Annotated in this window: 18 protein-coding genes; 11 read left to right on the top strand and 7 right to left on the bottom strand. The window is 71.5% G+C overall.

From position 1 onward, the window contains the following. Positions 1-52: 52 nt before the first annotated feature. Positions 53-1,648, bottom strand: a complete 1,596-nt coding sequence (locus ABEA93_RS13455; protein WP_345675707.1) for an ABC transporter substrate-binding protein — start codon at positions 1,646-1,648, stop codon at positions 53-55. A 237-nt stretch (positions 1,649-1,885) separates the two neighbouring features. Here ABEA93_RS13455 and ABEA93_RS13450 point away from each other — a divergent pair, with 237 nt between their 5' ends. Continuing rightward, positions 1,886-2,638, top strand: coding sequence for a FadR/GntR family transcriptional regulator (locus ABEA93_RS13450; protein ID WP_345675706.1), 753 nt, complete (start codon positions 1,886-1,888; stop codon positions 2,636-2,638). Here the strand turns inward: ABEA93_RS13450 and ABEA93_RS13445 are convergent. From ABEA93_RS13445 to ABEA93_RS13430, 4 genes are all read right to left on the bottom strand, one after another. Continuing rightward, positions 2,623-3,957 (bottom strand): hypothetical protein, encoded by a 1,335-nt coding sequence (locus tag ABEA93_RS13445; protein ID WP_345675705.1) that lies wholly within the window; start codon positions 3,955-3,957, stop codon positions 2,623-2,625. The genes ABEA93_RS13450 and ABEA93_RS13445 overlap by 16 nt on opposite strands. Positions 3,958-4,497: 540 nt before the next feature. After that, entirely contained in the window at positions 4,498-5,241 is a 744-nt protein-coding gene (locus ABEA93_RS13440; protein ID WP_345675704.1) for a hypothetical protein, read from the bottom strand. Positions 5,242-5,610: 369 nt separating this feature from the next. After that, complete coding sequence (locus ABEA93_RS13435) at positions 5,611-6,234, bottom strand: hypothetical protein (protein ID WP_345675703.1); 624 nt, start codon at positions 6,232-6,234, stop codon at positions 5,611-5,613. A gap of 286 nt (positions 6,235-6,520) precedes the next feature. Then, the gene (locus ABEA93_RS13430; protein ID WP_345675702.1) at positions 6,521-7,630 is read right to left on the bottom strand and encodes a PP2C family protein-serine/threonine phosphatase; all 1,110 of its coding nucleotides are present in this window, start codon (positions 7,628-7,630) and stop codon (positions 6,521-6,523) included. Positions 7,631-8,082: 452 nt separating this feature from the next. On the opposite strand from ABEA93_RS13430, the gene ABEA93_RS13425 reads away from it, so the two are divergent. Further along, entirely contained in the window at positions 8,083-8,379 is a 297-nt protein-coding gene (locus ABEA93_RS13425) for a hypothetical protein (RefSeq protein WP_345675701.1), read from the top strand. 239 nt (positions 8,380-8,618) lie between these two features. Here ABEA93_RS13425 and ABEA93_RS13420 read toward each other — a convergent pair whose 3' ends face one another. Continuing rightward, a complete protein-coding gene (locus ABEA93_RS13420) occupies positions 8,619-9,671 on the bottom strand; it encodes a hypothetical protein (RefSeq protein ID WP_345675700.1) in 1,053 nt (350 codons plus the stop codon). Between the two features lie 141 nt (positions 9,672-9,812). On the opposite strand from ABEA93_RS13420, the gene ABEA93_RS42125 reads away from it, so the two are divergent. From ABEA93_RS42125 to ABEA93_RS13405, 4 genes are all read left to right on the top strand, one after another. Then, positions 9,813-10,013, top strand: coding sequence for a transposase (locus ABEA93_RS42125; RefSeq protein ID WP_425584931.1), 201 nt, complete (start codon positions 9,813-9,815; stop codon positions 10,011-10,013). A gap of 470 nt (positions 10,014-10,483) precedes the next feature. Then, positions 10,484-13,672 carry a S8 family peptidase gene (locus ABEA93_RS13415; RefSeq protein WP_345675699.1) on the top strand — a complete coding sequence of 1,063 codons (3,189 nt, stop codon included), beginning with the start codon at positions 10,484-10,486 and terminating at the stop codon, positions 13,670-13,672. Between the two features lie 142 nt (positions 13,673-13,814). Then, entirely contained in the window at positions 13,815-14,273 is a 459-nt protein-coding gene (locus ABEA93_RS13410) for an SgcJ/EcaC family oxidoreductase (RefSeq protein WP_345675698.1), read from the top strand. 162 nt (positions 14,274-14,435) lie between these two features. Continuing rightward, positions 14,436-14,957: a Rossmann-fold NAD(P)-binding domain-containing protein gene (locus tag ABEA93_RS13405; protein ID WP_345675697.1), complete on the top strand. Its 522-nt coding sequence runs from the start codon at positions 14,436-14,438 to the stop codon at positions 14,955-14,957. Between the two features lie 82 nt (positions 14,958-15,039). Here the strand turns inward: ABEA93_RS13405 and ABEA93_RS13400 are convergent, their stop codons facing one another. Continuing rightward, the gene (locus ABEA93_RS13400) at positions 15,040-15,786 is read right to left on the bottom strand and encodes an IclR family transcriptional regulator (protein WP_345675696.1); all 747 of its coding nucleotides are present in this window, start codon (positions 15,784-15,786) and stop codon (positions 15,040-15,042) included. Between the two features lie 157 nt (positions 15,787-15,943). Between ABEA93_RS13400 and ABEA93_RS13395 the strand changes: the two genes are divergently transcribed. From ABEA93_RS13395 to rarD, 5 genes are all read left to right on the top strand, one after another. Next, positions 15,944-17,650, top strand: coding sequence for an N-acyl-D-amino-acid deacylase family protein (locus ABEA93_RS13395; RefSeq protein WP_345675695.1), 1,707 nt, complete (start codon positions 15,944-15,946; stop codon positions 17,648-17,650). Then, positions 17,647-19,089 carry an amidohydrolase family protein gene (locus ABEA93_RS13390; RefSeq protein WP_345675694.1) on the top strand — a complete coding sequence of 481 codons (1,443 nt, stop codon included), beginning with the start codon at positions 17,647-17,649 and terminating at the stop codon, positions 19,087-19,089. The genes ABEA93_RS13395 and ABEA93_RS13390 overlap by 4 nt, the downstream gene beginning before the upstream one ends. 150 nt (positions 19,090-19,239) lie before the next feature. Further along, positions 19,240-22,089, top strand: coding sequence for a SpoIIE family protein phosphatase (locus ABEA93_RS13385; RefSeq protein ID WP_345675693.1), 2,850 nt, complete (start codon positions 19,240-19,242; stop codon positions 22,087-22,089). A gap of 201 nt (positions 22,090-22,290) precedes the next feature. Continuing rightward, positions 22,291-23,415 carry an agmatine deiminase family protein gene (locus ABEA93_RS13380; RefSeq protein ID WP_345675692.1) on the top strand — a complete coding sequence of 375 codons (1,125 nt, stop codon included), beginning with the start codon at positions 22,291-22,293 and terminating at the stop codon, positions 23,413-23,415. A 982-nt stretch (positions 23,416-24,397) separates the two neighbouring features. After that, a complete protein-coding gene (gene rarD / locus ABEA93_RS13375; RefSeq protein WP_345675691.1) occupies positions 24,398-25,270 on the top strand; it encodes an EamA family transporter RarD in 873 nt (290 codons plus the stop codon). Positions 25,271-25,273: the final 3 nt, after the last annotated feature.

Here is a 25,273-nt window from a genome sequence, read left to right as displayed (position 1 = left end):
GCCGGGGCCCGGCACGGCGGTCGGGTGGAGCGCCGCGCCGGGGAGCCGGGCGTCAGCTCGGGCCGACGCCGAGGAACGACAGGCCGGTGGTGGGCAGCGGGCGGAAGCCGGTGAGCGTCTTGGCGTCCCACGCGGTGGCCAGCTTGCGGTGCAGCACGGGGTACAGCGGCACCTGCGCGGCGAGGATGTCGCCGGCCTGGGCCCACAGCTCGCGGCGCCGGCCGGCGTCGCTTTCGCGCGCGGCCTGGTCGAGGAGCGAGACGACCTGCTTGCCCTCGGGGGTGTTGCTCCAGCGGAAGCGCTTCTCGGGCCACAGGCCGACGTACCACCAGCGCATCAGCAGGTCGACGTCGTTGCCGAACACCGAGGGGTCGCCCGGGGCGGCCATGACCTGGAAGTTGCCGTTGTCGATCTTGTTCTTGTACTGGCCGCCGGATTGCCCGATGTCCAGCGTGGTCTTCACACCGATGCCGTCCCAGCTCTCCTTGACCAGGGGGGCGATGTCCTTGATCCACGCGGTGTCGGTGGTGACCAGGGTGACGTCGAGGCCGGAGACGCCGGCTTCGGCGAGGAGGCTCTTCGCCTTGGCCGGGTCGTAGCCGTACACGGTGCCGGCGCGGCGGTAGTCCGGGTGGCGTTCGTCGAGGAACGACGAGGCCGCGGTGGCGTTGCCGAGCATCGCGGTCTTGACGATCTTCTCCGTGTCCAGGCCGTAGTGCAGGGCTTGGCGGACCCGCGGGTCGTCGAACGGCTTCTTCTCGCAGTTGAACATCAGGAACATCAGGCCGAACGACTGCACGGACTCCGCCTGCGCGTTCTTCTTGACCTGGTCGAGGTTGATGTACGGCACGTCCTCGATCGCGCGCACCCGCCGCGAGTCCATGGCCGCGACGCGGGCCGAGGCGTCCGCGAGCAGCAGCCAGTTCATCGCCTGGGCCTTGGCGGGGCGCGGGCCGTTGTAGGCGTCGTAGGCGGCGAAGACGATCCGGTCGTCCTTGGTCGCGGACACCATGCGGTACGGGCCGGATCCGACCGGCAGGGCGTCGAACGCCTGCTGGCCCTTCGCGACCAGGGCCTTGGGGACGATCTTGACCACCGAGATGCGCTGCGGGAAGAGCGGGAACGCGTACTTCAGCTTGAACTCGACGGTCCCGGCGTCGACCGCGGTCACCTTGTCCAGGAAGGGCAGGAACTGGACGATCAGCGAGTTGTTCGCGGGGTCGAGGACCCGGGTGAAGCTGAACACGACGTCGTCGGCGGTGACCGGGGAGCCGTCGTGGAAGGTGGCCCCCTGACGCAGGGCCACACGCCAGGTGGTGGGGTCCGCCGGGGTCTGCGGAACCGCGGAGGCCAGCGCCGCGTACGGCTCGCGCGTGACCGGGTCGAGGTCGACGAGCCCTTCGAAGACGTGCATGTTCGCCGCGACCGGCAGCGCGCCCGACGCGGTCATCGGGTCGAAGCCGGTGCTCAGCGTGTAGGACAGGCCGGCGTCGATAGTGCCCTTGGCTCCGCCGCCGCCCCCGCCCCCGCCGGGGGCGTTGGTGGAGGCCGGACCGCCGCAGGCGGCGAGCGTGCCGGAGATTGCCGCGGCTATGCCTGCGGCGCCGGTGAACCGGAGGAACTGCCTGCGGTCGAGCCCAGCGGCCACGACGCCTCCCTGAATTGTGACAAGTGCGGGAATGCACGATAGAAAACAGCGCAACGGATATCCAACGTGGGATATCCAACGTGGAACGTAGGACGTCCTACGTCTAGAATGAGGGAGACCCTAGGGCCGGGACATCCCCCGGTCAAGGGTCGGGCCCGCGCGAGATGATGCGGGACGCAGACGAATCGACAGCACCGGCGCGCGCGACGCGGCCGGGACAGGGGGCAGGACAGCGCGATGCCGACACCGCCGAAGCGGCCCAGCCGCAACTCCACGGTCCAGGAGCAGATCAAAGACCTGATTCTGCGTCAGGGCCTGGCCCCGGGCGACCCCATGCCCACCGAAGCCGAGCTGATGGAGCACCTGGCCATCAGCCGCAACTCGGTCCGCGAGGCGCTCAAAGCCCTCCAGGCCGTCGGCATCGTGGAAATCCGGCACGGCTTCGGCACCTACGTCGGCAGCATGTCCTTCGGTGCGCTCGTCGACGAACTGTCCTTCCACGGACGCCTCGCCCTGGCCGCCGGCACCGCCAACCTCGCCGACCTGGTCGACGTCCGCGAAGCCCTCGAAGGCAGCCTCATCACCCAAGTCGCCGCCGCTGCCGACCAGGACGACCTCGACGCCCTGCGCCGCGCCGCCGAGCGCATGCGCGCCGAAGCCGCCGCCGGCGAGGTCAGCCCCGCGGCGGACCGGCAGTTCCACGAGGCGCTCTACCGCCCGGTCGGCAACAGCCTCATGCTGCGCCTGCTCGCGGCCTTCTGGGACGCCTACAACCGGCTCAGCGACGAACTCCCGCCGATCCTGGAGGCCCCCGAGGAAGTCGCCGCCCGGCACTGGGAGTTGTACGAAGCCGTCGCCGCCCACGACGCGGAACGCGCCCGCCGCGGCATCACCGACCACTTCCTCGGCATCCGCAGCCGCACGCCGCGCGACACGGCCACCCCGCGCCCCCACGAAGAACCGGCACGCAGAGGTCAGCGGACGGGGTAGAACGCGGCGCTGAAGCCTTCGGGCTGGTTGTCCGTGAACATGCCCATGCCCGCGGCCACGTCCCGCGGGATGGCGGTGCCTTGCGGCAGCGCCTCGGTCCGGCCGTCCGCGAGGGTGATCCGGGCGGGCGTCTTGCCGTCGGTCATCGCGTAAGCGATGCCGTGCGCGTCGTCGACCGACTGCACCGTCAGGGCGTTGTGCTGCGGGGTCTCCGCGAAGCAGTAGCCCTTGTTCTGCCGCAGGTCGAACACGGCCGTGCCGGCGGCCAGATAGCGGCCGTCCGCGGACGTGCGCACGTTGGTGTCCCTGCCGCCGGTGCACAGCACGGACGCGGTGAGCGCGCCCGACGCAAGGTCGGACACGCTGACGACGGACGGGAACGCCAGCCCGTTCTGTGCTTCCCAGCGGGCCAGCACTCGCCCGCCGGTCACCGCGGTGATCTCCGCGGACCCGTACTCGGCGTCCGCCTGCGGCGGCCGTGCCGCGGCGGAGAACCATCCGGCGCCGCCGGTGCGCCAGAATGCGTCCTCGCCGTTGACCAGCGCGCCGTCGCCGGACACCCCGACCAGGTGCGGGAGCAGGTCGCAGTCGGCCAGCGAGTCGCGGCAACCCGGCGCGTTCGCGGGGGCTTTCAACTGGTCCGCGGTGTACGTCGTCACAGCACCCGAGACGATGTCGACGGCGACGCCGCCTTTGCTCCGCGGCACGACGACGCGGCCGTCGTCCTGGGCGCGGAAGTCGGCCACCGACAGATCCTGGGCGGGCACATCGACGGTGCGCAGCGGTGCGGCGGCGGCGCCGGAGGAGTCGAGCGCGAACACCGTCAGCCGCATCACCGAGGAGGGTTTGTCCACCCCGTCGCCGCCGACGCCGCCCGAGGCGAGGACCGCCACATAGTCCTTGCCGTCTTTCGCCGCCACGAGCAGCCGGGGCGTGAACGACATCCCGGACTGCGCGGTGTCCAGCGGCCGTAGGGGGGAGCTGGACCAGCGCACGGCCCCGGTCTTGAGATCGCGGACCCGGACCCGGAAGTCCGAGGCCCCGGGTTCGTCGGCGAGGAACGCCACCGCGCCGGCGCGGGCGTCGATCACGGGGTCGTGCAGGCCCTCGTCGCTGCGCACCGCCCACCCGCCGGCGGCGTCGAACCCGTCCGGCAGCGCCTGTTCGGGCGCGTGCGCGGTCTTGGCGGGGGCACCCGACGACGCCGTGCCGGAAGGGCCGCCCGGCCCGGGCTCGTCCGATCCTGCCGACCCGCCGCAGCCCGCCAGCAGCAGCGCGGTCGCGGCCGCGGCCGCGGCGGTGATTCCCCGTAGTCTCATTGCCGATCCCTCCGAGCGGCGGACGATCGCCGGTTCGCCCGCCTGATCCGTGTTCCCGAACCGCGCGTTGTCCTCCTGACGACGGGTTGCCTCGCAGGAGCCGACCGGCGGAGACCGGCGACCGGGCGGACACCGCGAAGTCGACAGCGCGACCCCGCCACCGGTCTCCGGCCGAAACGACGGTGCCGCGAAAGAATCTTGGTATCACGGTCTGGGGTGGGGCCATTCGGCGGCGTTCGCGGTCGGGACAGTCGCGGCCGACGGAATACCGGGCACGGTCACCGGCTTGCGGGCGGGGGCGGGCACCGACCCGCGTGGGCCCGCACGCTATGTGCAAGCCGTGTTCAGGCACCACCCACCGAACAACGAAGCTGGTGGTCAACCGCAGCCAGGCAAGCCCCTCCCCGACCGTCGGCCCCGACCTGGCGGGACCACGACTGGGCGCGGGAGCCGGTATCGGCATCACCGGCGGTGCTCGCCACGGCTTCGGACGCACCACCCGCGCCGGTCGGCATGGCATCACACCCGCAGCTTCCCGGGCTAGAAATTCCCGTGTTGGCGGTGGAACCCCTCATTGCGCTGCGCGCCGTTGTTCTGGTCGGTGGAAGTGGTCGACGTGCGTGCGCTGTCCGTGCGCGGGTCGGCGGAGGGGGCGAGTCTGGGCCTGCGGAGCCCCAAGGTTGTCGCTTCACGTCGCGGTGCACCCGCGCTCTGATTTTGATTGAGGTCGTTGCGGGCGATCTCGTTGCGGGCCAGCAGGTTGAGATGCTGGTTCAGGAGGGCGTGCGCTTCGTTCGCTGCCTTGGCATCCCCAGTGCCGCCCGTGACGTACGCGGAAAGCCGGAGCGCGACGAGGCGTTGTGCCTTCTCCCCGATCGATGCGTCCAATGCGCCCCCGCCGGGCCGGGCCGGCGCTTCGCGTGCCCCGGCCTCGGCAACGGCCGCCGACCGGCCGTCCTCGGCCATCGTTGCGGCAGTCTTCTCGAGTTCCCGGTCGGCTCGAGCAGCTCTACGGCTGACCGGTCGGCGCTGCCACCAGCGCACTTGGCCGACGCTGTTCGTGACCCGTCGGTTGATCTCGCCCTGTAGTTCGACGTCGGCTTGTTGCCGCAGGACTGAGGCGTACCCCGCGAACTCGCGCGCTTCGGCATCCGAGATCTCCGAGGAAGCAGGTTGCCGTGTGTGCCGATCGACCTTCCGCTCATACCAGTTGGCGGAGTAGACGAGCCACCCCACACGTTCCAGCGGATCCGCCTGCGAAAGCGTGTCCTCCAACGTGGCCATCGAGATCCCCGCCTTCCGCGCCGCGGGTGCTCAGCCTACACAGCGGCGGCAGTTCGTCCTCGTCCACATGACGGGCGCGGATCACATCATTGGGAGCTTTTCGCATCCGGGCGGCGGGAAGTGCCGGACACCTTTGACTGCTACCCCAGTTGGTCGGCACCGGCCAGGTTGCGGACGAATACCCGCTCGGCGGCTTCGGTGATCGGCTCGGGTGGCAGCCGCGTGGCGGCGGCGGACCAGGTCACGGTGGCAGCGCAGGACGGTGTCGGAGTGGACGGTCGCCGCAGCCGCAGACGCTGACGCTGACGCGACAGCGGGTGCGGCAACGCCGCGGGCAACAGCGCTCGGCCTCAAGCCTGCCGGCGTCTGCTATGCGCCCGTCAGTTGGTGCAGTGCCTGGGCCAAGAGCCGGGGCCTGTCACCCGCACCACCCTCACGCCGATCTCCGGGCAGCGTCGACCAAGCCCTCGCCGGCTCCGGCCACGCGTCGGCCCTGGTCAACCACGCGTTCGCCGCATGCCTGTCGGCGACCCGCCCTGGGTGAGGCGCGCACACGGCGATTTGGCGCATCGGGCTGAAGGCGACGAACAGCCGTGGGTGCCGCGCGGCTGCACCACCGAGGCGGTCGACCGCGGCGATCAGGTCGGCGCACTCGCGGAACTGCTCTGCGAGTTCGGCGCGGTCCCGCTCCGCGTCGCCGTAGATGCCGCCGAAGTGCCCCTGGACGAACAACAGCAATGGCCCGTAGACGAGGTGGTAGTTCAGCGCATACGAGCTCACCCCGTGCCCCGCATGGGACACCGCGACGTACGGCTCCACATCTGCGCACAGCGCCTCGTACAGGTACGCGTCGAACAGGTACATGTCCATCGCGTCCATCGGCCGGGTGCCGAAGTTCCACGGCCCAAGCGCCATGAGCCCGGGCCGTAGTGCGTCCGGGATCGGCGGCTCGGGAAGGCGGGCCTTCGCGAACGCCTCGGACAGCTCCTGCACATCCCCTCCCTCGGAATCGCATGGCAATGCGTCGACTGGGTCGAGCGCAGCGCTCACGAACTACGCAAGCACCGCCCGGTCCAGGATGGCCTCGACGGGCAGCAGCACCAAGAGTTCGCTCGGAATCGGAGACATCAGCTTTGCCTCAAGGATCGGGGATGCCGTTCGAGTCGCATGTCCATGCGGGTCCCGTGCTCGGTCAGCGTCCTTTGGCAGCTCCGGCCTCCTGGTCCGTAGGGCGTCGAGTCGCGCGTGGTGCCGATGACCGTGTTGCCGCCGGCACGGATCAGACCGGCAGACGGCCGATGGCGATGACGGCCGCGTCGTCCCCGAGGTGTCCGTCGGCGTGGGCGAGGAGGTCGCGGCGGATGTGGTGGACGAGGGCGGCGGGCTCGCATGTCGTCCAGCGCGCGACTCGTTCGGCGAGGGGATAGAAGTCTCGGCTGCGGTTGCGGGCTTCGGTGACACCGTCGGTGTAGAGCACCAGCGTGTCCCCCGGTTCGAACCGGCGAGTCTCGTACGGGTAGTCGTCCGCGGCGAGGCTGTGCACGCCCAGTGGGGGCGCAGACCGGTCGCCGTCGACGAATGCCACGCGACCGTGGCTCACGAGCAACGGCGGTGGATGCCCGCAGTTCGTCAACCGGACGACCGGCTCGTCGTCGGGGATGTCGAGGAGCAGTGCCGTGATGAAGTGCTCGGCCGTCTCGTCGTCGGTCTCGGCGAAGTCGAGCAGGTAGCGGCCGACGCTGTGGTCGAGTGTGTGGGCCAGGTCGGGCAAAGCCGTATGCCGTGCGGCGAGGAGCCGGAACGCGCTGAGCAGCAAGGCGGACTCTCCGACAGCCGCCAGTCCCTTGCCGCGGACGTCGCCGATGAGCAGGCGGGTCCCCGCACCGGCGCGAGTGGCCGTGTACAGGTCCCCGCCGATCTGGGCCTCGTGCTCGGCGGCCAGGTACATCGTGGCGATCCGGAGCGGCCCGATGCGTTCGGGCAGCGGCCGCAGCAAAGCCCGCTGGGCGGCTTCGGCCACGGACTCGGCGCGGGCCAGCTCCCGGACGCGGCGTTCCCGGAGCACGGTGAAGACGACGATGAAGGCCGAGAGCACGGCCAACGCGCCGGTCTGTGCCATGTGGTTGCCGGTCGCCACGCCGCCGCGGAGCGCCGCGATCAGGACCTGCGCGGCAACCGCCGTAGCGCCGATGGCGGCGGTCAGCCTCGGACCGGCGAACGAGGCCGTCAACGCAGGGGCGATCACCAGCAGCGGCCCCAGGTGAACGTCGTTCGGTGCCTGCAGATCGACGGCGACGATCAGCACGATCAGCGCGACGGGCAGCACCACCAGCGCCGCGGAGCGCGCCCAAGGCTGCGGGCCCTCGCTCGGAAGGCTTCGCCTGACCACCTCTCCACTGTGCGCCGTGGCGGGCCCACCCGCACGTGCGGATGCCTCTCGGTTACAGCGTGGTGACGAGTCCTCCGTCGACGACGAAATCGGATCCGGTGGTGTTTCCGGCATGCTCGCCCGCCGGGTAGGAGGGTGTCGCGATCCGCGACACGCATACGCGTGCGGCCGGCTCGGTGAATCGCCAGTGCAGAAGCCCCGTGGCTGCTGCGGTGCCGAACGGGAGGTCGTCTCGCGAATTGATACCGAAAGCCGCTGCGGGAACGGGCAGTTCCGGCGGGAGGGGTAACCGACAGCCGGCATTCGACGTGTGGGGCACTCGTGGCCCGTGCCACCGATCGCGAGCCGCACTTGCGACTCGCTTCCTCATCACGACAAATTCCCCGCCGCGTATACTTGGTTCCGTCGCCGGCATTACTCGATCGACCGTTGCGCACCCAAGAGGAGGCCCGATGATCGGCGTGCTCGTGACTTTCACGCAGACCGACAAGTTCGATCGTTCAACCCTCACGAAGATTGCCGACGAACTCCGCGGACCGTTCGACGGCATGCCCGGCCTTCGCTTCAAGAGCTTCATGCTCGACGAAGGCGGCGGTCAGGCAAAGAACTTCTACGTGTGGGACGACGAGGAGAAAGGCCGCTCCTTCTTCGCCGAGGAGCTCGTCGACAAGGTGACGGGGATTTATGGCGTCCGGCCCACAATCGAATATCTCGATGTCGTGGGGTTCGTCGACAACTCTGGCGCCTGATTCTCGGGCACGTTGTCGCACACACCTGGTTCTGGTTATGGCTCAGGTTTTGTGACGCCTCACGGTGAGCGACTCCGGGAGCAGCGCGGCCTGGAGACAAGGCCCTGGGTTTGATTCGCCCGGCGCCTTTGGCACGTCGTTTCCCGGCGCTTGGCCCTTGGATCATCTGATCGTTGGATGGGCGTGCCTCGTCATCACCGCCCTCCGCATCCGGGCCGCGATGATCCGAAGGAATGCTCCTAGCGGGCGAGCTTTGCGAACCAGGCCGCGGCTTCGGGTTCGCTCAGGGCCTCGTCCAGGACGAGTGAACCGGGGACGTTCGGGAACAGTCGGCCGGCGGGCCACGTGCCCGGACGCCTTGCGCTGTAGAGGACCAGCACGCGCACGCCGTCCACGGGCGGGATGTCGTCGGGGCAGCCGTCCGCCGGCACCTCGCGGCCGTCCGCGTCGGCGAGCGTGAACGGCGCGGACGCCATTGCCGCTGGGGCCGGGACTCCCGGCCCGAACGGCATGTCGCGCGCGAGTCCCACGGCCACCGGGTCGGGCGCCGCGCCGGCCACATGGCCGCCGCCGATGAGGACGTCGCCGAGCAGCGTCTGCAACTGCCACAGGTCGCCGAGGCCGCTCATGCGCATCCGGTACGCGGTCCGGGTCGGCCGGTGCAGGACCAGGAGCGGCTCGTCATCGAGCATTCGGACGATGTGGCGCATCGACAGCAGGTCGCCGCGCCCCAGGAGCGCGACGCGCTCCGCCTCGGACCGGAATTGCGCGCGCTCGGCGAGGCCGTCGCGGATCGGACGGTGCGTCAGCATCGCGACGGTCGCCAGCTCCCACTGTTCGACCTGCCACCACGCCATGAGGCTCAGGATGTCCGCCTCGCTGGCGTCGGCACCGCCGAGTTGCTCGACCGCCCACTCCGGAATCTGGATGGCCGACTCCGGGATAGGCGGTACGCCGCCACCGGCCGCGGCCCAGCGCGCCGGGAAGTCGGCGGTCCTGCGCAGCCCACCGCGCGCGCTGTCCAGGACGGCCGGAGCACACACCACCGGTTCGGCCCCCAGTTCGACGCACGCCCCGATGATCACCGCAAGCATGCCCTCCAGCCACGGGGGGATGTGCGGCAGCAGCTCGGTGAGCCGGGGCACCGCGGCGGACGCGTCCTCCTGATCGGAGTGCGGGAGCGCGGCAAGCAAGGCATTGATCGCGCCGGTGATCGCCCCCACGTCGCGGGCTTCCAAGCCCGCTTCGAGGCTGACGACGGCACGTTTCATCAGGCGGTCTTCGAGGGCCATGCGGGCACCGTAGCGGGCTCGGCCGACCGCCTGTGCACATGCCGATCATGATATTGTCGGGCGCCCCGACGACCCTACGTACCACAGGCGTTGGGCCGCCCGGACCGCGCTCTGCGGAACATCCGATCGTTCGGATGGTGTGTGGGGCTGAGTGCTGTGCAGTGGGCGCGGATCCAGCCGGTGTTGCCGCGCCGGACACCGCGGCGGGGTGGGCGGTGGCGTGATCACCGGCAGGTGATCGACACGATCGCGTTCGAGTTCCGGACCGGGACGCCGTGGATCGACCTGCCTGCGGAGTTCGGTTCGTGGACGGCGTCCACAACCGGTTCCGCAACAGGCTGACCAGCAGACCAATCGCAGCCTTGTCCATGACGCTGCCCGCTGGGGTGAGGGCGTTGCGTCCGCGCGTCGACCTACCGCCCGCTGCGCCAGTTCATGCCACCGCTCGTCACCGTCTACAGCGCGGTCGGCTACTTCACTTCCAGGTTTTCGAGATCCGCAGGCAACGTCCGTGTGCGTGAGGGGACTCCCCCCATGCGCAAGCCCGTACCGAACTACGGTGCGTGAGCTGCGCTATGGGAGATCTGCCTATGCACCCCCACGATCCACACCGTTCGTCGAGGCGGCGGTTGCGTCGCCTCTCCGTGCGGCCTCCGGTGGCCGCCGCGTTGGCGGCCGCCATCGCCGCCGGTATAGCCGGTCCTGCGTCCACAGCGTCGGCCGTTTCTGCTGCCGGGCCGTCGACGGCCGGTTCGGGGCAGCGTGCGGTCGCGCACACGACGATCACGCTGCTGACCGGCGATACCGTCTCCGTGGACACGTTCACGGACGGCAGGCAGTCCGTCATGCCCAAGCCGGGTCCGGGCCGCGACGGCATGTCGTTCCTGAGCCGGACGCGCGGCAAGGACGTCAGCGTCGTGCCGGCGGACGCGCTGCCGTTACTGTCCAAGGGAGTTCTCGACCCCGCGCTGTTCGACGTGAGCAGTCTGGCCCGCCAGGGCTACGACGACCGGTCGACGCCCACGCTGCCGCTGATCGTCCAGTACGAGGGCGGCGCCCGGGCCGCACTTGCCCCGAACGCCCGCGGTTCGGTCGCACAGACCGGTTCCACAGGCCGCGACCTGCCCAGCATCGGCGCTCAGGCCGTCGGCGAACGCAAAGACGGTGCGGGCGAGTTCTGGCGTACCGTCGCCGCGCCCGTCCCGTCCGACGGGTCCAGGCTCGCCCCCGGCGCGACCGGGTTGGCGCCCGGCATCGCGCACATATGGCTTGACGCCCGCGTCCAGGCGGTCCTCGACAAAAGCGTCCCGCAGATCGGCGCGCCCGAGGCGTGGCAGGCCGGGTACACCGGGGCGGGCGTGCGAACCGCCGTCCTCGACACCGGCATCGACGCGACGCATCCCGACCTGGTGGACGCCGTCGCCGCTTCCGCCGACTTCACCGGCAACCCGCGAGGCGTCGTCGACGGCAACGGGCATGGCACGCACGTCGCGTCGATCATCACCGGCAGCGGCGCCGCCTCCGACGGCCGCTACCAGGGCGTCGCCCCCGACACGCAGCTCCTCGTCGGAAAGGTGCTCGGTGACGACGGCTTCGGTTCGGCGTCGGAGATCATCGCCGGGATGGAGTGGGCGGTCGCGCAGAAAGCCCGCGTCGTCAGCATGAGCCTCGGGGGCGGTCCGACGGACGGCACCGACCCGATGTCCCTGGCGGTCAACGCGCTCAGCGCCTCTTCGGACGCCTTGTTCGTCATCGCCGCGGGCAACAGCAACGATGCCCAGCCCGGCTCGGTGTCGCAGCCCGGTGCCGCCGACGCGGCACTCACCGTCGGCGCGGTCGACGGCGACAACAAGCGCGCGTCGTTCTCGAACCAGGGCCCCCGCGTGGTCGACCACGCGGTCAAGCCGGAGATCACCGCACCGGGCGTCGGCATCGTCGCGGCGCGCGCCGCGGGCACCTCGGCCGGACAGCCCGTGGACGACCGCTACACGGCCCTGAACGGCACGTCGATGGCGACCCCGCACGTCGCCGGGTCGGCGGCGATCCTCGCGCAGGAGCACCCCGGGTGGACGGGCGCGCAGCTCAAGGCCGCGCTGATCAGCTCGGCCACGCCCGGCGACGCCGGCGTGTTCGCGCAAGGCACCGGACGGGTGAACATCGGCGCGGCGGCCGCGCGCACGGCGTACGCGAGCCCCGGCGCGGTGTCCACGTATCTGCGCTGGCCGGCGAACAGCCCGGTCACCAGCACGGTCACGTACCACAACGACGGAGACGTCGCGCTTGTGCTCGACCTCGCCGCGGTCCCCGACGCGGGCACCACGCTGCCCGTCCGGCTCGGCGCGAACCGGATCACCGTGCCCGCACACGGGACGGCCGACGCGACGGTCGTCACCGACCCGGTGCCGAGCGGCGCCGGCAGCACATACGGCGGCGTGCTGACCGCGACCGACTCGGACGGCGCGGTCGTCATCCGCACCGCCCTCGGAGTGTTCGACGAGCCCGAGCTGTACGACCTGCGCATCACCAGCTTCGACCGCGACGGCGGTCCGGTGACCGGCGGCGGGATGTACGTGGTCAACCTCGACACCGGCGCGGAGTTCCCCCTTCGCTACATCGACGACTTCGTGTCGGCCGCCCGTGTCCCCAAGGGCCGCTACACCGTCAGCGGGCTCGTCCACACCAATGCGACCGCGGCCCACCCGCGAAGCTGGACTGCCGTCGCCCGGCCCGACGTCGCGGTAGCGGGCGATACCGCGGTCACCCTGGACGCGCGCGCGGGACTGCCCGCCAAGATCGACCTCGACCAGGACGGCACCAGGGTCGACGGGCGCATCGTCGGTTTCCGCGAGCAGATCGGCAACGCGGCCCGCGAAATCAGCGCAACGCTGTACGACGCCGAGACCGAGGCATACGCGGTGCCGGCCGCCACGACGAGCCACCCGTTCTCGTACCGCCTCAGCACGTTCCTCAGCGGACCGGCCGCGTCCGGTTCGCCGACGTACAACCTGGCGCTCGCCCGCGACGGCGGCATCCCGGCCGACCCGACGCTGCACGCCAGGACCGCGGATCTCGGCGTAGCCGACGTGAGCGTGCACACCCAGGGCGGCACGGGCACGGCGATGATCTCCCGGCTCGCCGGCTGGTCGGACGGCGGCGGCTGGAGCGGCTGGTTCCACCAGGTGTCCGTGCCCGGCACCGCCAAGGAGTACTTCACCACCGCACCCGGGCTGACGTGGCTCGGGGTCCTCGGCACCGACACCGGGAGCGAGGACGCGGCTCCGGTCTCCTATCCGCTCGGACGCACCATCGCCGAACACTGGAACAAGGCACCGATCGGCGCTGCCGGAGGCTTCGGCCGCTGCGGCGACACCGGTATGCCGATGCTCTCGCCGTTCGCCTCGCCGACCGGGGCGCACCACAGCGAGTGGTGGGGCGACGCCACCGCAACGGTGACCCTGTCCAAGAACGGCTCGGTCCTCGCCACCACCGACGACTTCCGGTACGGGCAACTCCCCGGCATGTCCGAGGGCAAGGCCGACTACGCACTACGCCTCCAGGCGCAGCGCAACGACCCCGGCGCCCAGCTCGGCACCGCGATCGACGCGACCTGGACGTTCTCGTCCGCACGCCCGGCGGACGGCGGCTGCACCACCAGCTCCGCACCGCTGCCGCTGGTGCGCGTGGACGCCGACCTCGACCTCGCCAACGCGGCGCCGGCCGACCGGCCCCTGGTCATGACCGCCGCCGTCACACGCCCGGACGGAACCACGCCACGCGTCAAGGACTTCCGGATCGAGGCGTCCTTCGACGACGGCAAGCACTGGCTCGCGCTGCCGGCACTCCCGACGGGCGACGGCACGTACAAGGTCGTTGCACCGCCGCCAGGGCCGCTCGGCACCGGGTACGTGGCCTTGCGCACGACCGTCCGCGACGCGGACGGCAACGGCCTCAAGCAGACCGTCGACCGCGCCTACCGGGTGGCCGGCCGCCAGGTGTATTGATCATGAACGTTGTTGACGGTCGCCGGTCTTGATCACGACGAGGACCTCCGATGCCGTGCCGCCGCCCAGGCCGCACGTCGTCGGGGGCCTTCGTCTTTCCCGCAACGCCAGGCAATGCGGCCACGTAGTGTGGGTTGGCACGATGATCATCTTCGACGGACCAACCCATCTGGGAGAGCCGCACATGAGCCGTCCGGCGGTGTCCACACACGCTGCGTCCAGTGAGGACCTACCCGCAATCCATGACGTCTTCGCGGAAATCCAGGCGGGTGTAGGCGCGTTCGACGCCGATGCAGTCGGCGGACAATTCACCGCCAACGCGTCGTTGACAACGCCGGCCGGGCAGCGATTCGACGGCTGGGAGGCCATCAACGCCCACCATCGCCGCCAACTCGCGGACCCGGTCCCGGGTTTCCGCACACGAATCACCGTTGAACGCGTCACGTTCCCGACACCCGACACCGCGGTGGTGTCCGTACGGCAGAACGCGTCCACCGCGGCGGGCGACTTCGCCAATGCCGGCACCTGGGTGCTCGTGAAGCAGGACAACCGCTGGTGGGTGCACACAGTCCACAACACCAACATCGTCGCCACGAGCTGAGGCCCACGCGAACCCGCCGCGGGGACGCGAAGCGTCACCCGCCGCTCAGCTGAACGGCGGGCTGCGGAAGTCCATTGGTCCCGGCATGTGCATGTTCCAAGAAGCCTTTTCGGCGGCCTCGGCGTCCTTGGCGGCTTTGTCCCAGGCCGGGTCCGCGCCGCGATGGGGGAGGACGCGCTGGCGGTGCACCAGGCAGGGCGGGCTCGCGTCGTGGAAGTACGCGCCGGCACCTTCCTCGGCCAGGACGCGCTGTCGCTGTTCACCCTGATGGTCGCACCGGCCGTGCGCGGGGGCGTGGAAGCGGCCTTCCCGGGTGATCCCGACGCCGCGCACAGCTGGACGTACGTCGGTGATGTCGCCCCCACCCTGGTCGCGGTCGGCGACGCCGCGCACGACGACGCCGTGTGGGGACGGGCCTCACACGTCCCGTCGGTGTCCGAACTGTCCGCCCGCGGCCTCGCCGTACGACTCGCCGAGGTGCTCGGTGCGCCGCCCGCGCGCATGACCCGCATGCCCGCGGAACAGCTTGCCCGGATGGCCGCATCCGACGAACTCATGGCCGAACTTCCCGAGATGCGCTACCTCCACGACGCGCCCTTCTTGTTCGACACGTCCGAGACCGAACTCGCCCTCGGGGTGAAGCCTGCCGGGCTGGACGACGTCCTGCGGGAAATGCACGGCTGACCACAGGCCGCCCCGCTCCGGGCCCGTCCCGCGTGCGGCGTCCGCGCCACGGTGCGCGTCCGCCGCTCGCGGCGGTGGGCCGTCAGGTGCGCAGATGAGTGCCGATCCGGGCGGCCGCGGCGGTGAGCAGCGCACCGAAGCGGGCGACGAGTTCCTCGCTGAGGCGGTGGGTGGGGAAGGTGACCGCGAGCGCCGCGGTGCGCCCGTCCGGCAGCACGATGGCGGCGGCGACTCCGCCGACGTGGTCGTGGGCCTCCTTCCAGACGCGGGCGTAGCCGAGGACCCTGGCCTCGACGACCTGGCGCCGCAGCTCGGCGGGGTCGGTGACGGTGCGTGCGTTGACCTGCCGCAGCGGCGCGGCCAGGTACGCGTCCAGGTCCGCGTCGGGCCAGGTCGCCAGGATTGCCTTGCCGACCGCGGTCGCGTGCAGGGGGATGTCCGCGGCGATCTCGGGGACGACCGCGCGGACCGGATGGGGGCCTTCGACGTCGGCCACCAGAAGGAAGGTGTCCTTCTCCACCAGCCACAGCCGCACCGACTCCTCGGTCGCGGCCGAGAGTTCGGTCATCACCGGGCGGGCGAGGTCGGCCAGGCCGGCGGCGGGGGCGACGCGGCTGCCGACGACGCCGGCCTTGAGGGTGAGGGACCACGCCCCGGAGGTGTCCTGCCGGGTCCATCCGGCGCTCGCGAGAGTGGTGAGCATGCGGTAGGCGGTGCTCTTGGGGACGTCCAGGGCCTTGGCGACGTCGCTGACGCCGACGGGCTGGTCCTGGCTGACCTGTTCGAGGACCCGCAGCGCGATCACGACGCTGTTGGTGGGCCGGGGCATGCCGCGCCTTTCCTCGGGAGCGAACGCCCGGCCACCGCGCCGGGCCGGGACGGGCCACGGCGGAACCGCTGGAACGGCCCTTGTTGTCGTCAAGGACTCTGCCTAGGCTGTGCCGACAAACGGTACAGCGTGCCAACAGGTGGAACAAGGAGGGATCGTGGACGATCTCGTGATCCGCGGCGGCACCGTCGCCGACGGAACCGGAACACCCCCGCGCACCGCAGACGTCGCCATCACCGCCGGGCGCATCACCGCGGTCGGCGACAACCTGCCGCGCGGCCGCCGCGAGCTGGGCGCGGACGGACTCCTGGTCTCCCCGGGCTGGGTGGACGTGCACACCCACTACGACGGCCACGCCCTGTGGGACCCGCTGCTCAGCCCCTCCTCCGGCCACGGCGTGACGACCGTGGTCACCGGGAACTGCGGTGTGGGCATCGCCCCGTTGCGGCCCGCGGACCGGGACTGGACCGTCGCCCTGATGGAAGGCGTCGAGGACATCCCCGGGGACGTGCTGCGCCGCGGACTGCCCTGGAACTGGGAGACGTTCGGGCAGTACCTCGACGCCGTCGACGGCATCGACCGAGCCGTGGACGTGGCCACCCAGGTCCCGCACTCCGCGGTACGCGTGTTCGTCATGGGCGAGCGCGGCATCGACCACGAGGCCGCGCCGACCCCCGAGGAGATCGGGCGGATGGGCGAGGTGGTCGTCGACGCGCTCACCGCCGGCGCCCTGGGGTTCAGCACCTCGCGGTCGGCGAACCACAAGGCCTCCGACGGCCGCCTGACCCCCACCCTGACCGCGGGCGAGCCCGAACTCCTCGGCATCGCCGCCGCCGTCGGCCGTCTGGGGACCGGAGTGTTCGAGGCGGTCTTCGACGACGCCGACATCGCCGCGGAGTTCACCCTGCTGCGCCGCATCTGCCGGACCAGCGGCCGCCCCATGTCGGTGACCACCCTGCAGCGCCCGGGGCAGAACCCGTCTTCGTACCGGGAGATCCTGCGCGAACTCGAACGCGCCAACGCCGACGGACTGACCATGCGCGGCCAGGTCGCCCCGCGGCCCGTCGGACTGCTCATCTCCCTGGGCGGGCGCGTCAACCCGCTGCTCCCCTCCGCCACCTACCGTGCGCTCCGCCCCGGCGACGGCGCGGACCTGCCCACGCTGCTCCGGAACACCGAGACCCGCCGCCGCATCCTGGCCGAACTCGACGACGCCGGCACCGATGTGATCGCGAGGTTCCCCCACGCCTACGCACTCCAGGACCCGCCGCGGTGGAGCGACGGCCCCGGCCCCGCCATCACCCGCCTGGCCGCCGACCAGGGCGTGTCCCGGCTGGCGGCCGCGTACGACGTCCTCGCCTCCGGGCGCATGGTCTACGTGCCGGTCGCGAACTACGTCGACGAGGACCTGGCCGCGGTCCGCGAGATGCTCGTTCACCCGTTCACGGTGCCGGGCCTGGGCGACGGCGGCGCGCACACCACGATGATCGCCGACTTCGACTTTCCCACCTTCCAGCTCGCCTACTGGGGCCGCGACGTCGCCGAACCCGACCGTCTCGCCCCCGAATGGATCGTCAAGCGCCAGTGCGCCGACACCGCCGCCCTGGTCGGTCTGCACGACCGCGGGATCCTGGCGCCGGGGATGAAGGCCGACGTCAACCTCATCGACCTGCCCCGGCTGAACGCCACCGCGCCCCGCATCACCGCCGACCTGCCCGGCGGCGGCTCCCGCCTGGTCAACGACGCCACCGGCTACGTCGCCACCGTCGTCGCGGGCGAGGTCACGTTCGAGAACGGCCGGCACACCGGCGCCCTGCCCGGCGCGCTCGTCCGCGGCGCCCGCCGACCCGAGGAGCGCGCATGACCTACCTGCCCACCGACGAGGTCTCCGCGGTCCGCGGCCGGCTCGACCACCCCGTCATCGACAGCGACGGCCACCTGATCGAATACCTGCCCCTGGTCCGCGACTTCATCGCCGAGGACGCCGGCACCGACCTCGCCGCCGTGTTCGAGAAGATGAGCAACACCGCCGACCGGCGCCGTGCCGTCCCCGACCGCGCCAAGCGCCGCGACCTGGGCATCCACGCCACCGCCGTGTGGGGCATCCCCGCCGCCAACACCCTCGACCGCGCCACCTGCATGCTGCCGGACCTGATGTACAAGCGCCTCGACGAGATCGGCGTCGACTTCGCGGTCCTCTACCCCACCTACGGCCTCACGGTGACCCAGCTCGCCCACGACGAGTTGCGCCGCGCCCTCGCGCGTGCCCTCAACCGCTACTACGCCGAGGTCTACGGCCCCTACGGCGACCGCCTCGCGCCGGTCGCCGCGATTCCCATGTTCACCCCCGAGGAAGCCGTCGCCGAACTCGACCACGCGGTCGGCGAACTCGGCCTCAAGGCCGTCATGATGGGCGGCGTCATCCCCCGTCCCCTCGCCGGGGGCGGACGGTGGATGGACACCCTCGGGCACGACTCCCCCTACGACTACGACCCGGTGTGGCAGCGCTGCGAGGAACTCGGCGTCACCCCCACCTTCCACTCGGGCGGCCAGGGCTGGGGCAGCCGCATGTCGACGGTCAACAACTCCTACAACCAGGTCGGCAACTTCGCCGCCGCCGACGAGGCCGTGTGCCGGTCCCTCGTCTTCGGCGGCGTCCCCGCCCGCTTCCCCAACCTCCACTTCGCCTTCCAGGAAGGCGGCGTCGCCTGGGCCGCCGCGCTGCTGGCCGGCATCGTCGGGCACTGGGAGAAGCGCAACAGCGACGCCATCCAGCACTACAACCCCGCCCGGATGGACCGCGACCTGCTGCGCACGCTGTTCCGGCGCCACGCCACCGGACCGGTCGCGGACCGCATCGACCGGTTGGAGACCGGGCTCGCGATGCACTCCGACCCCGACGAGCTGCCCCAGGACATCGACCAGTTCGGTGAATCCCTCCTCACCTCCGCCCAGGACGTCCTCGACCTGTTCAGCACCCGCTTCTCCTTCGGCTGCGAAGCCGACGACCCCATGAACGCGCTCGCGTTCTCCGCAGACCTCAACCCCGGCGGCGTCACCCTCCCCGCGGTGTTCGCTTCCGACGTCGGGCACTGGGACGTCCGCGACATTCGCGACGTCCTGCCCGAGGCCTACGAACTCGTCGAACGCCACCAGATCGACGAGGCACAGTTCCGCGACTTCGTCTTCGCCAACCCCGCCCGCCTGTGGACCTCCATGAACCGCTCCTTCTTCCACGGCACCCACGTCGAAGGCGCCGTCGACAAACTCCTGGCCGCACCACAACCCGAAGCCGCCCACTGACCCCGGCCCTCCTCTGCGGGGGCGCCCGGTTCCCCGAGCCCACCGCGGACCAGCGGCACGGCACACGTCCGCCGGTTCCCCGCCCCGGCCGTTCACCGCGCCGCTGATCCGCGAGGGGCTGCGGAGGCGCAACGGTGCTACAAAGAAGAAGTGAGAGGACGTTTTGTCCGCTTTGTGCGGTCGCGCGTCCACGGCCCCCGCACCCTGGCGGGGCAGATATTCGTGCTCCAGGTCGTGGTCGTGGTCCTCCTCGTAGCCGCGGCCGTCGTCGTCCTGCTGGTGCAGGCGCGCGGGGACAGCGAGCGCGACGCGCAGCACCGCTCGCAGACCGCCGCGCAGACGTACGCGCACTCCCCCGGCCTGGTCGCCGCGCTGTCCGGCCGCGACCCGGCCGCGGTGCTCGGGCCGTCGGCGCAGGCCGCCCAGCAGGCCGCGGACGTGGACGCCCTCACCGTGCTCGACGTGAACGGGGTGCGGCTGACCGGCCCGGACCCGGCGCAGATCGGGATGCGCTACCAGGGGAACCTGGGGCCGTTCCTGGCCGCCGGGCAGTCGCTGACCACGAAGTACACCACCCACGAGGGCCAGGCGTACGTCACCGTGGTTCCGGTCTACGGACGCGCGGGCGAGCCGCTGGGCGTGGTCGTCGCCGCGATCGCCGTGGCCCGGGTCAACGAAACGGTCGGGCGGCAGATCCCGTGGTTGGCGCTCGGCGCGGCCGGCGCGCTGGCCCTGTCCGCGGGCGCCACGGCGCTGATCAGCCGACGCCTGCGGCGCCAGACCCGCGGCCTCGGACCGAGCGGGATCACCCGGATGTACGAGCACCACGACGCGGTCCTGCATGCGGCCCGCGAAGGCGTGCTGATCCTGGATGCGGACCGCCGGGTGGTGCTCGCCAACGACGAGGCCCGGCGCCTCCTGGACCTTCCCCCGGAGACGGACACGGCCGCGGACGCCGACGTCGTGCGGGGCGGCGCGGCGGCTCTGGGACTCCCGGCGGGACTGACCGAGCTGCTGGTGTCCGGACGGGATGCCTCCGACGAGGTCCATGTCGTCGGCGACCGGCTGCTGGCGGTCAACCAGCGGCCCACCGCCCCGTACGGATCGGCCGGCAGTGTGGTCACCCTGCGCGACACCACCGAACTACGGGCGCTGGCGGGGCAGGCCCAAGCCGTACGCGAGCGGCTGCGCCTGCTCTACGAGGCCGGTGTGCGGGTCGGCACCACCTTGGACGTGGAGCGGACGACCCAGGAGCTGGCGAACCTGTGCGTGCCGCGGTTCGCCGACATCATCACCGTCGACCTGCTCGACACGATGCTGGACGTCGACGAACCACCGGCGCCGACCACCGCACCGGGCCGGATGCGGCGGGTCACCTCGCACTGGGCCGACTGGGGCGGCGGCGTGCCGGCGCTGTACCCGATCGGGGAGGTGATCGACTTCGCGCCGACCACACCGATGGCGGAGGCCCTGCGGGAAGGGCGCGGGGTCTTGCGGGCGGACCTGGACACCGACGGGGCGTGGCAGGCGCAAGCTCCCGACCGCACGGCGCGGCTGATCGAGGCCGGGGTGCATTCGTTGGTCACGGTGCCGTTGCGGGCCCGCGGCCTGGTCCTGGGACTGGCGACGTTCTGGCGCGGGGCCGGGTCGCCGGCCTTCGACGCCGACGATGTGTCCTTCGCCGAGGAGGTCGCCGCGCGGGCGGCGGTCGCGGTGGACAACGCCCGCCGCTACACGCGCGAGCACACCACCGCGGTCACTCTGCAGCGCAGCCTGCTCCCCCAGGCGCTGCCCGGCCAGGACGCGGTCGACGCCGCGTTCCGCTACCTGCCTGCCCGAGCCGCGACGACGGCGGACGCCGGAGGAGGCGAGCCGGACGACGCTGCCGTCGTGGGGGCGACCGCCGCGGCGGGCGTGGGCGGTGACTGGTTCGACGTGATCGTGCTGCCGGGCGCGCGGGTGGCGCTCGTGGTCGGGGACGTGGTGGGGCACGGACTGCACGCGGCCGCGACGATGGGGCAGCTGCGGACCGCGGTGCGCAACTTCTCCGCACTCGACCTGCCGCCGGACGAGGTCCTGGGGCACTTGGACGAACTCGTCGCCGGGATCGACCAGGACCTGGACGCGGACGGCCCCGGCACCGAAGACGTGCGGATGACCGGCGCGACGTGCCTGTACGTGGTCTACGACCCGGTCGCCGGGCGCGCCGTTGCGGCCCGGGCCGGCCACCCGGGCCCGATGGTGGTCGACCCCGCGGGCGCCGTGGACTACCCCGACGTGCCCGTCTCGCTGCCGCTGGGACTGAACGAGGGACTGCCGATCGAGACCGCCGCGTTCGACCTGGCCGAAGGGTCGCGGCTGGTGCTGTTCACCGACGGCCTGGTCGAGCGCCGCGACCGGGATGTGGACGCCGGACTGCGCCTGCTCCGCGACGCACTGGTCGCCGCGGGACCGGCCGCGACCCCGGAGGAGACCTGCGACGCGGTGATCGCCGCGCTGGTCGCCGAGGGGCCGCGCGACGACGTGGCGCTGCTGGTTGCCCGTACGCAGGTACTCGAGAACGCCCAGGTGGCGTCGTGGGACGTGCCGTCCGACCCGGAGGCGGTCGGCGTCTTGCGTGCCGCGTGCGCGAGCCAGTTGGACGCGTGGGGGCTGGGCGGGATCGACTTCACCGCAGAGCTGATCCTCAGCGAGCTGGTGACCAACGCGATCCGCTACGGCACCGCACCGATCCGTGTCCGGCTGATCCACGAGCGCGCCTTGACCTGCGAGGTGTCCGACGCGAGCAGCACCGCCCCGCACCTGCGCCGCGCGGCCACCACCGACGAGGGCGGCCGCGGGCTGTTCCTCGTCGCCCGGTTCGCCGCCCGCTGGGGCACCCGCTACACCGCGCGCGGCAAGGTCATCTGGGCCGAACTCCCTCTCGCCGACACCGGCGACGCGCCCAAGGCGGACCTCGGTGAGGCGCTTCTCGACCAGTTCGACGACACCGGATGGTGACGCCGGGCGATTCGGGCATCGGGGCCCCCGCCCGACCGGTCCCGACACCATCCCACAAATTGACTGAAATTTCAGTCGGTGTCAGGATGGTACTCCGGCAGTCGCCGCGGGCGATCCCCGGGCGACCCCGCCGCGACACTGCTCTCCCCCACCCCGCAGCGCGCCGACCCGCGCCGGACCGGGCCCGATTCGGAGGACCGCATGCCCGAACAGCCTTCTTCCCCTCGAGGCCTCCTGAGGCGGGCCGCCGATTGGGGCGCCGCCGTCCTCGGCGGCGGAACCGCGTCCGCCGATGCGGCTGCGGCATCCGGCGCCGGGGCGCCGCGGTGGCGGGTGCCTGCCGACGAGGTCCCGCATGAGCGCACATGGATGTCCTGGCCCGCGAGCCGCTCCATCTGGGGCCGTCGGCTGCCCGGCGTCCAGGCGGACATCGCGCTGATCGCCCGGACGGTTGCCGCCTTCGAGCCCGTGGTGATGTGCGCGATCGACGAGCGCGCCGCGGCCGACGCGCGGGCGCACTGCGGGCCCGGCGTCACCGTCACCTCCGAGATCCCCACCGACGACCTGTGGATGCGCGATACGTGTCCGGTCTTCCGCAGCGACGGTGCCGGCGCGCTCGACGCGCTCGGGCTCGGCTTCGACGGCTGGGGCCGCAAGCAAACCCACCGCAACGACGCACGAGTTGCCGAATACGTCGCCGAGTACGAGGACTTGCCTTTCGGCCGGGCGGACTTCGTCGGCGAGGGCGGCGCGATCGAGACCGACGGCGACGGCACCGTCATGGCGACCGAGAGCAGCCTGGTCGCCAAGAACCGCAACCGGGGCCTGAGCAAGGCGCAGATCGAAGCCGCCGTCCTCCGCGCGTACGGAGCCGACACGATGCTGTGGGTACCGGGCATCAAGGGCCGGGACATCACCGACGACCACATCGACGTGACCTCGCGCTTCATCCGGCCCGGTGTCGTCATGGTCCAGGTCCCCCCGGGCGACCGCACCGACGTCTGGGCGGAGGACGCACGCCGGCAGCTCGCCATCCTCTCGACCGCGACCGACGCCCGGGGCCGGCGCCTCCGAGTGACCACCGTCGAAGGCCCGGACGCGCCCCGCTCGCACGCACGCGACTTCGTCGACTCCTACCTGAACTTCCACGTCGTCAACGGCGCCGTGATCACCGCGCAGTTCGGCGACCGCCCCAAGGACGAGGCGGCACGCGCCACGCTGGCGGCCGCGTTCCCCGGACGGACCGTCGTCCAGCTCGACGTCGACCGGCTGATGAACGGCGGCGGAGGCATCCACTGCTCCACGATGCAGCAGCCCGCCCGGTAGCCCTGCGCCTGGGCTCCGAACCGGGTCGACGACGTCGTCGCCCTTCTTCTTGCTCCGCCACACCATTCCGGGATTGTCGCCGCTGCGGCACGGACGACGGATCCGTAGATCTACCGGGTTGCCTTGCTCGACGTCGACAGTGGCGAGCCAGGCTTGCGCTCACCCCAGGCGGAAGCTCTCGACCTCAGTCGGAACGAGCAATCCCCGTAGGCACGGGGCCGACGCGAGCTGCACCCAGCCGGTCATGTCGTGAAGCGAGCAATCCCCGCATGTACGGGGCCGACTCCCAGCACTCGTGCACCGTGTGGCTGGTCGACGAGACATCCGCGCGGCGGGCCGACGCGGCGAGTACCTGCTGCGGCTGTTCGACGTCCGGGCCATCCCCGCTTCTGCGGCGCCGACGTCGCGCAATGTACACCGTGGCTGCCGGGGCACGCAGGGCCGGTTTGCACCCGGGCGCGGCAGCCGGGTAGGGCCGACTGCCGACCCGGCCCGCCCTGGCCTGGCCTGGCCTGGCCTGGCGACGAGCCGTTCCGCGCGCATTCGGCCAACTCGGCCCCGTCGTGGGCGGGTCGGGCTGTCCAGAACGCGCGTCGCCGCCTCGCCCCAGGTGCCGATTCCGGAGGCTGCGAGTACCGTCACGGCATCCATTCGTGGCCGGGGCGCTCCTGCGAGGACGGCCCGATGCCGAGGCGCTCGCGATCGGCAGTGCCAGTGGCAGGCAGACCCCCAGGACGGCGGGGGCGGCCCATCGGCGAAGCCTGGGCCAAGGCCTCCACGCGCCTCATGTTCGCGGCCGCAGACCCGCAGGGCTGCTCGGTAGCCGACGATCCCGCCACGAGCCGGGTTCACCGTGTGCCGGAGGTTCCGGACGCAGGTGCGGGCGCCGTCGACGACACCGACAGGCACCCGGAAGTCGGGGCGATTGACGCAGGGATGAACGGCTCTTCGATCGCGAGGAAGGCGAGGGCGGAAGGTGTCCATGGGAAGGTTGCGCGGGCTGCTGCTGGGACTGGGCGCCTATGTGCTGTGGGGGCTGTTTCCCCTGTACTGGCCGCTGCTGAAGCCCGCCGGCGCAGTCGAACTCCTTGCGCATCGCACCGTGTGGTCGATGGCCGTGGTCATCGGGCTGCTGGCGGTGGAACGGCGGTGGGCATGGGTTCGCGAAGTGATCCGTGCGCGTGCGGCCTTGGGCAGGTGCGTGCTTGCGGCCGCGACCCTCACGTTCAACTGGGGGCTGTACATCTACAGCGTCAACACCGGCCGTGTGGTCGAGGCTGCCCTCGGCTACTTCATCGCCCCGCTGGTTCTCATCGCTGTGGGCGTCCTGAAATTCCGCGAGCGCCTGGGCCCCCTCCAGTGGACAGCCGTGGCATTGGGCGCCGGCGCGGTTCTTGTCCTGTCGTCCGCCTCCGGGCGCGCACCGGTAACCGCACTGGCCCTTGCCGGGTCGTGGGCGGTCTACGGGTACCTGAAAAAGACCGTGGCTCTTCCCGCCACACAGTCCCTCGCCATCGAAACCGCCGCGATGTTCCTCCCGGCAGTCGGATACCTGGCGTGGCTCGCCGCAAGCGGCCGAGGCAGCTTCGAAATCGCCGCGCCCGGGCATTCGCTGCTGCTGGCGACCACCGGTCTGGCCGTCGTTCCCCTCTTGCTCTTTGCCGCTGCTGCGCGGAAAGTCACGATGAGCACCTTGGGGGCGCTGCAGTACGTCGAGCCCACACTCCAATTCGGCATCGGGGTCCTGATTCGGCACGAGACCATGCCCGTCGGCAGGTGGACGGGATTCATTCTGGTCTGGGCCGCGCTGCTGCTTCTCGCCTTCGATGCCGGAACGTCGCCTGGCACCACGTGAATG

Source organism: Yinghuangia aomiensis (genome assembly GCF_039542225.1).
GTDB lineage: Bacteria > Actinomycetota > Actinomycetes > Streptomycetales > Streptomycetaceae > Yinghuangia > Yinghuangia aomiensis.
Note: the sequence above shows the minus strand (reverse complement) of the source record. Positions and strands in the feature narration are given on the sequence as shown.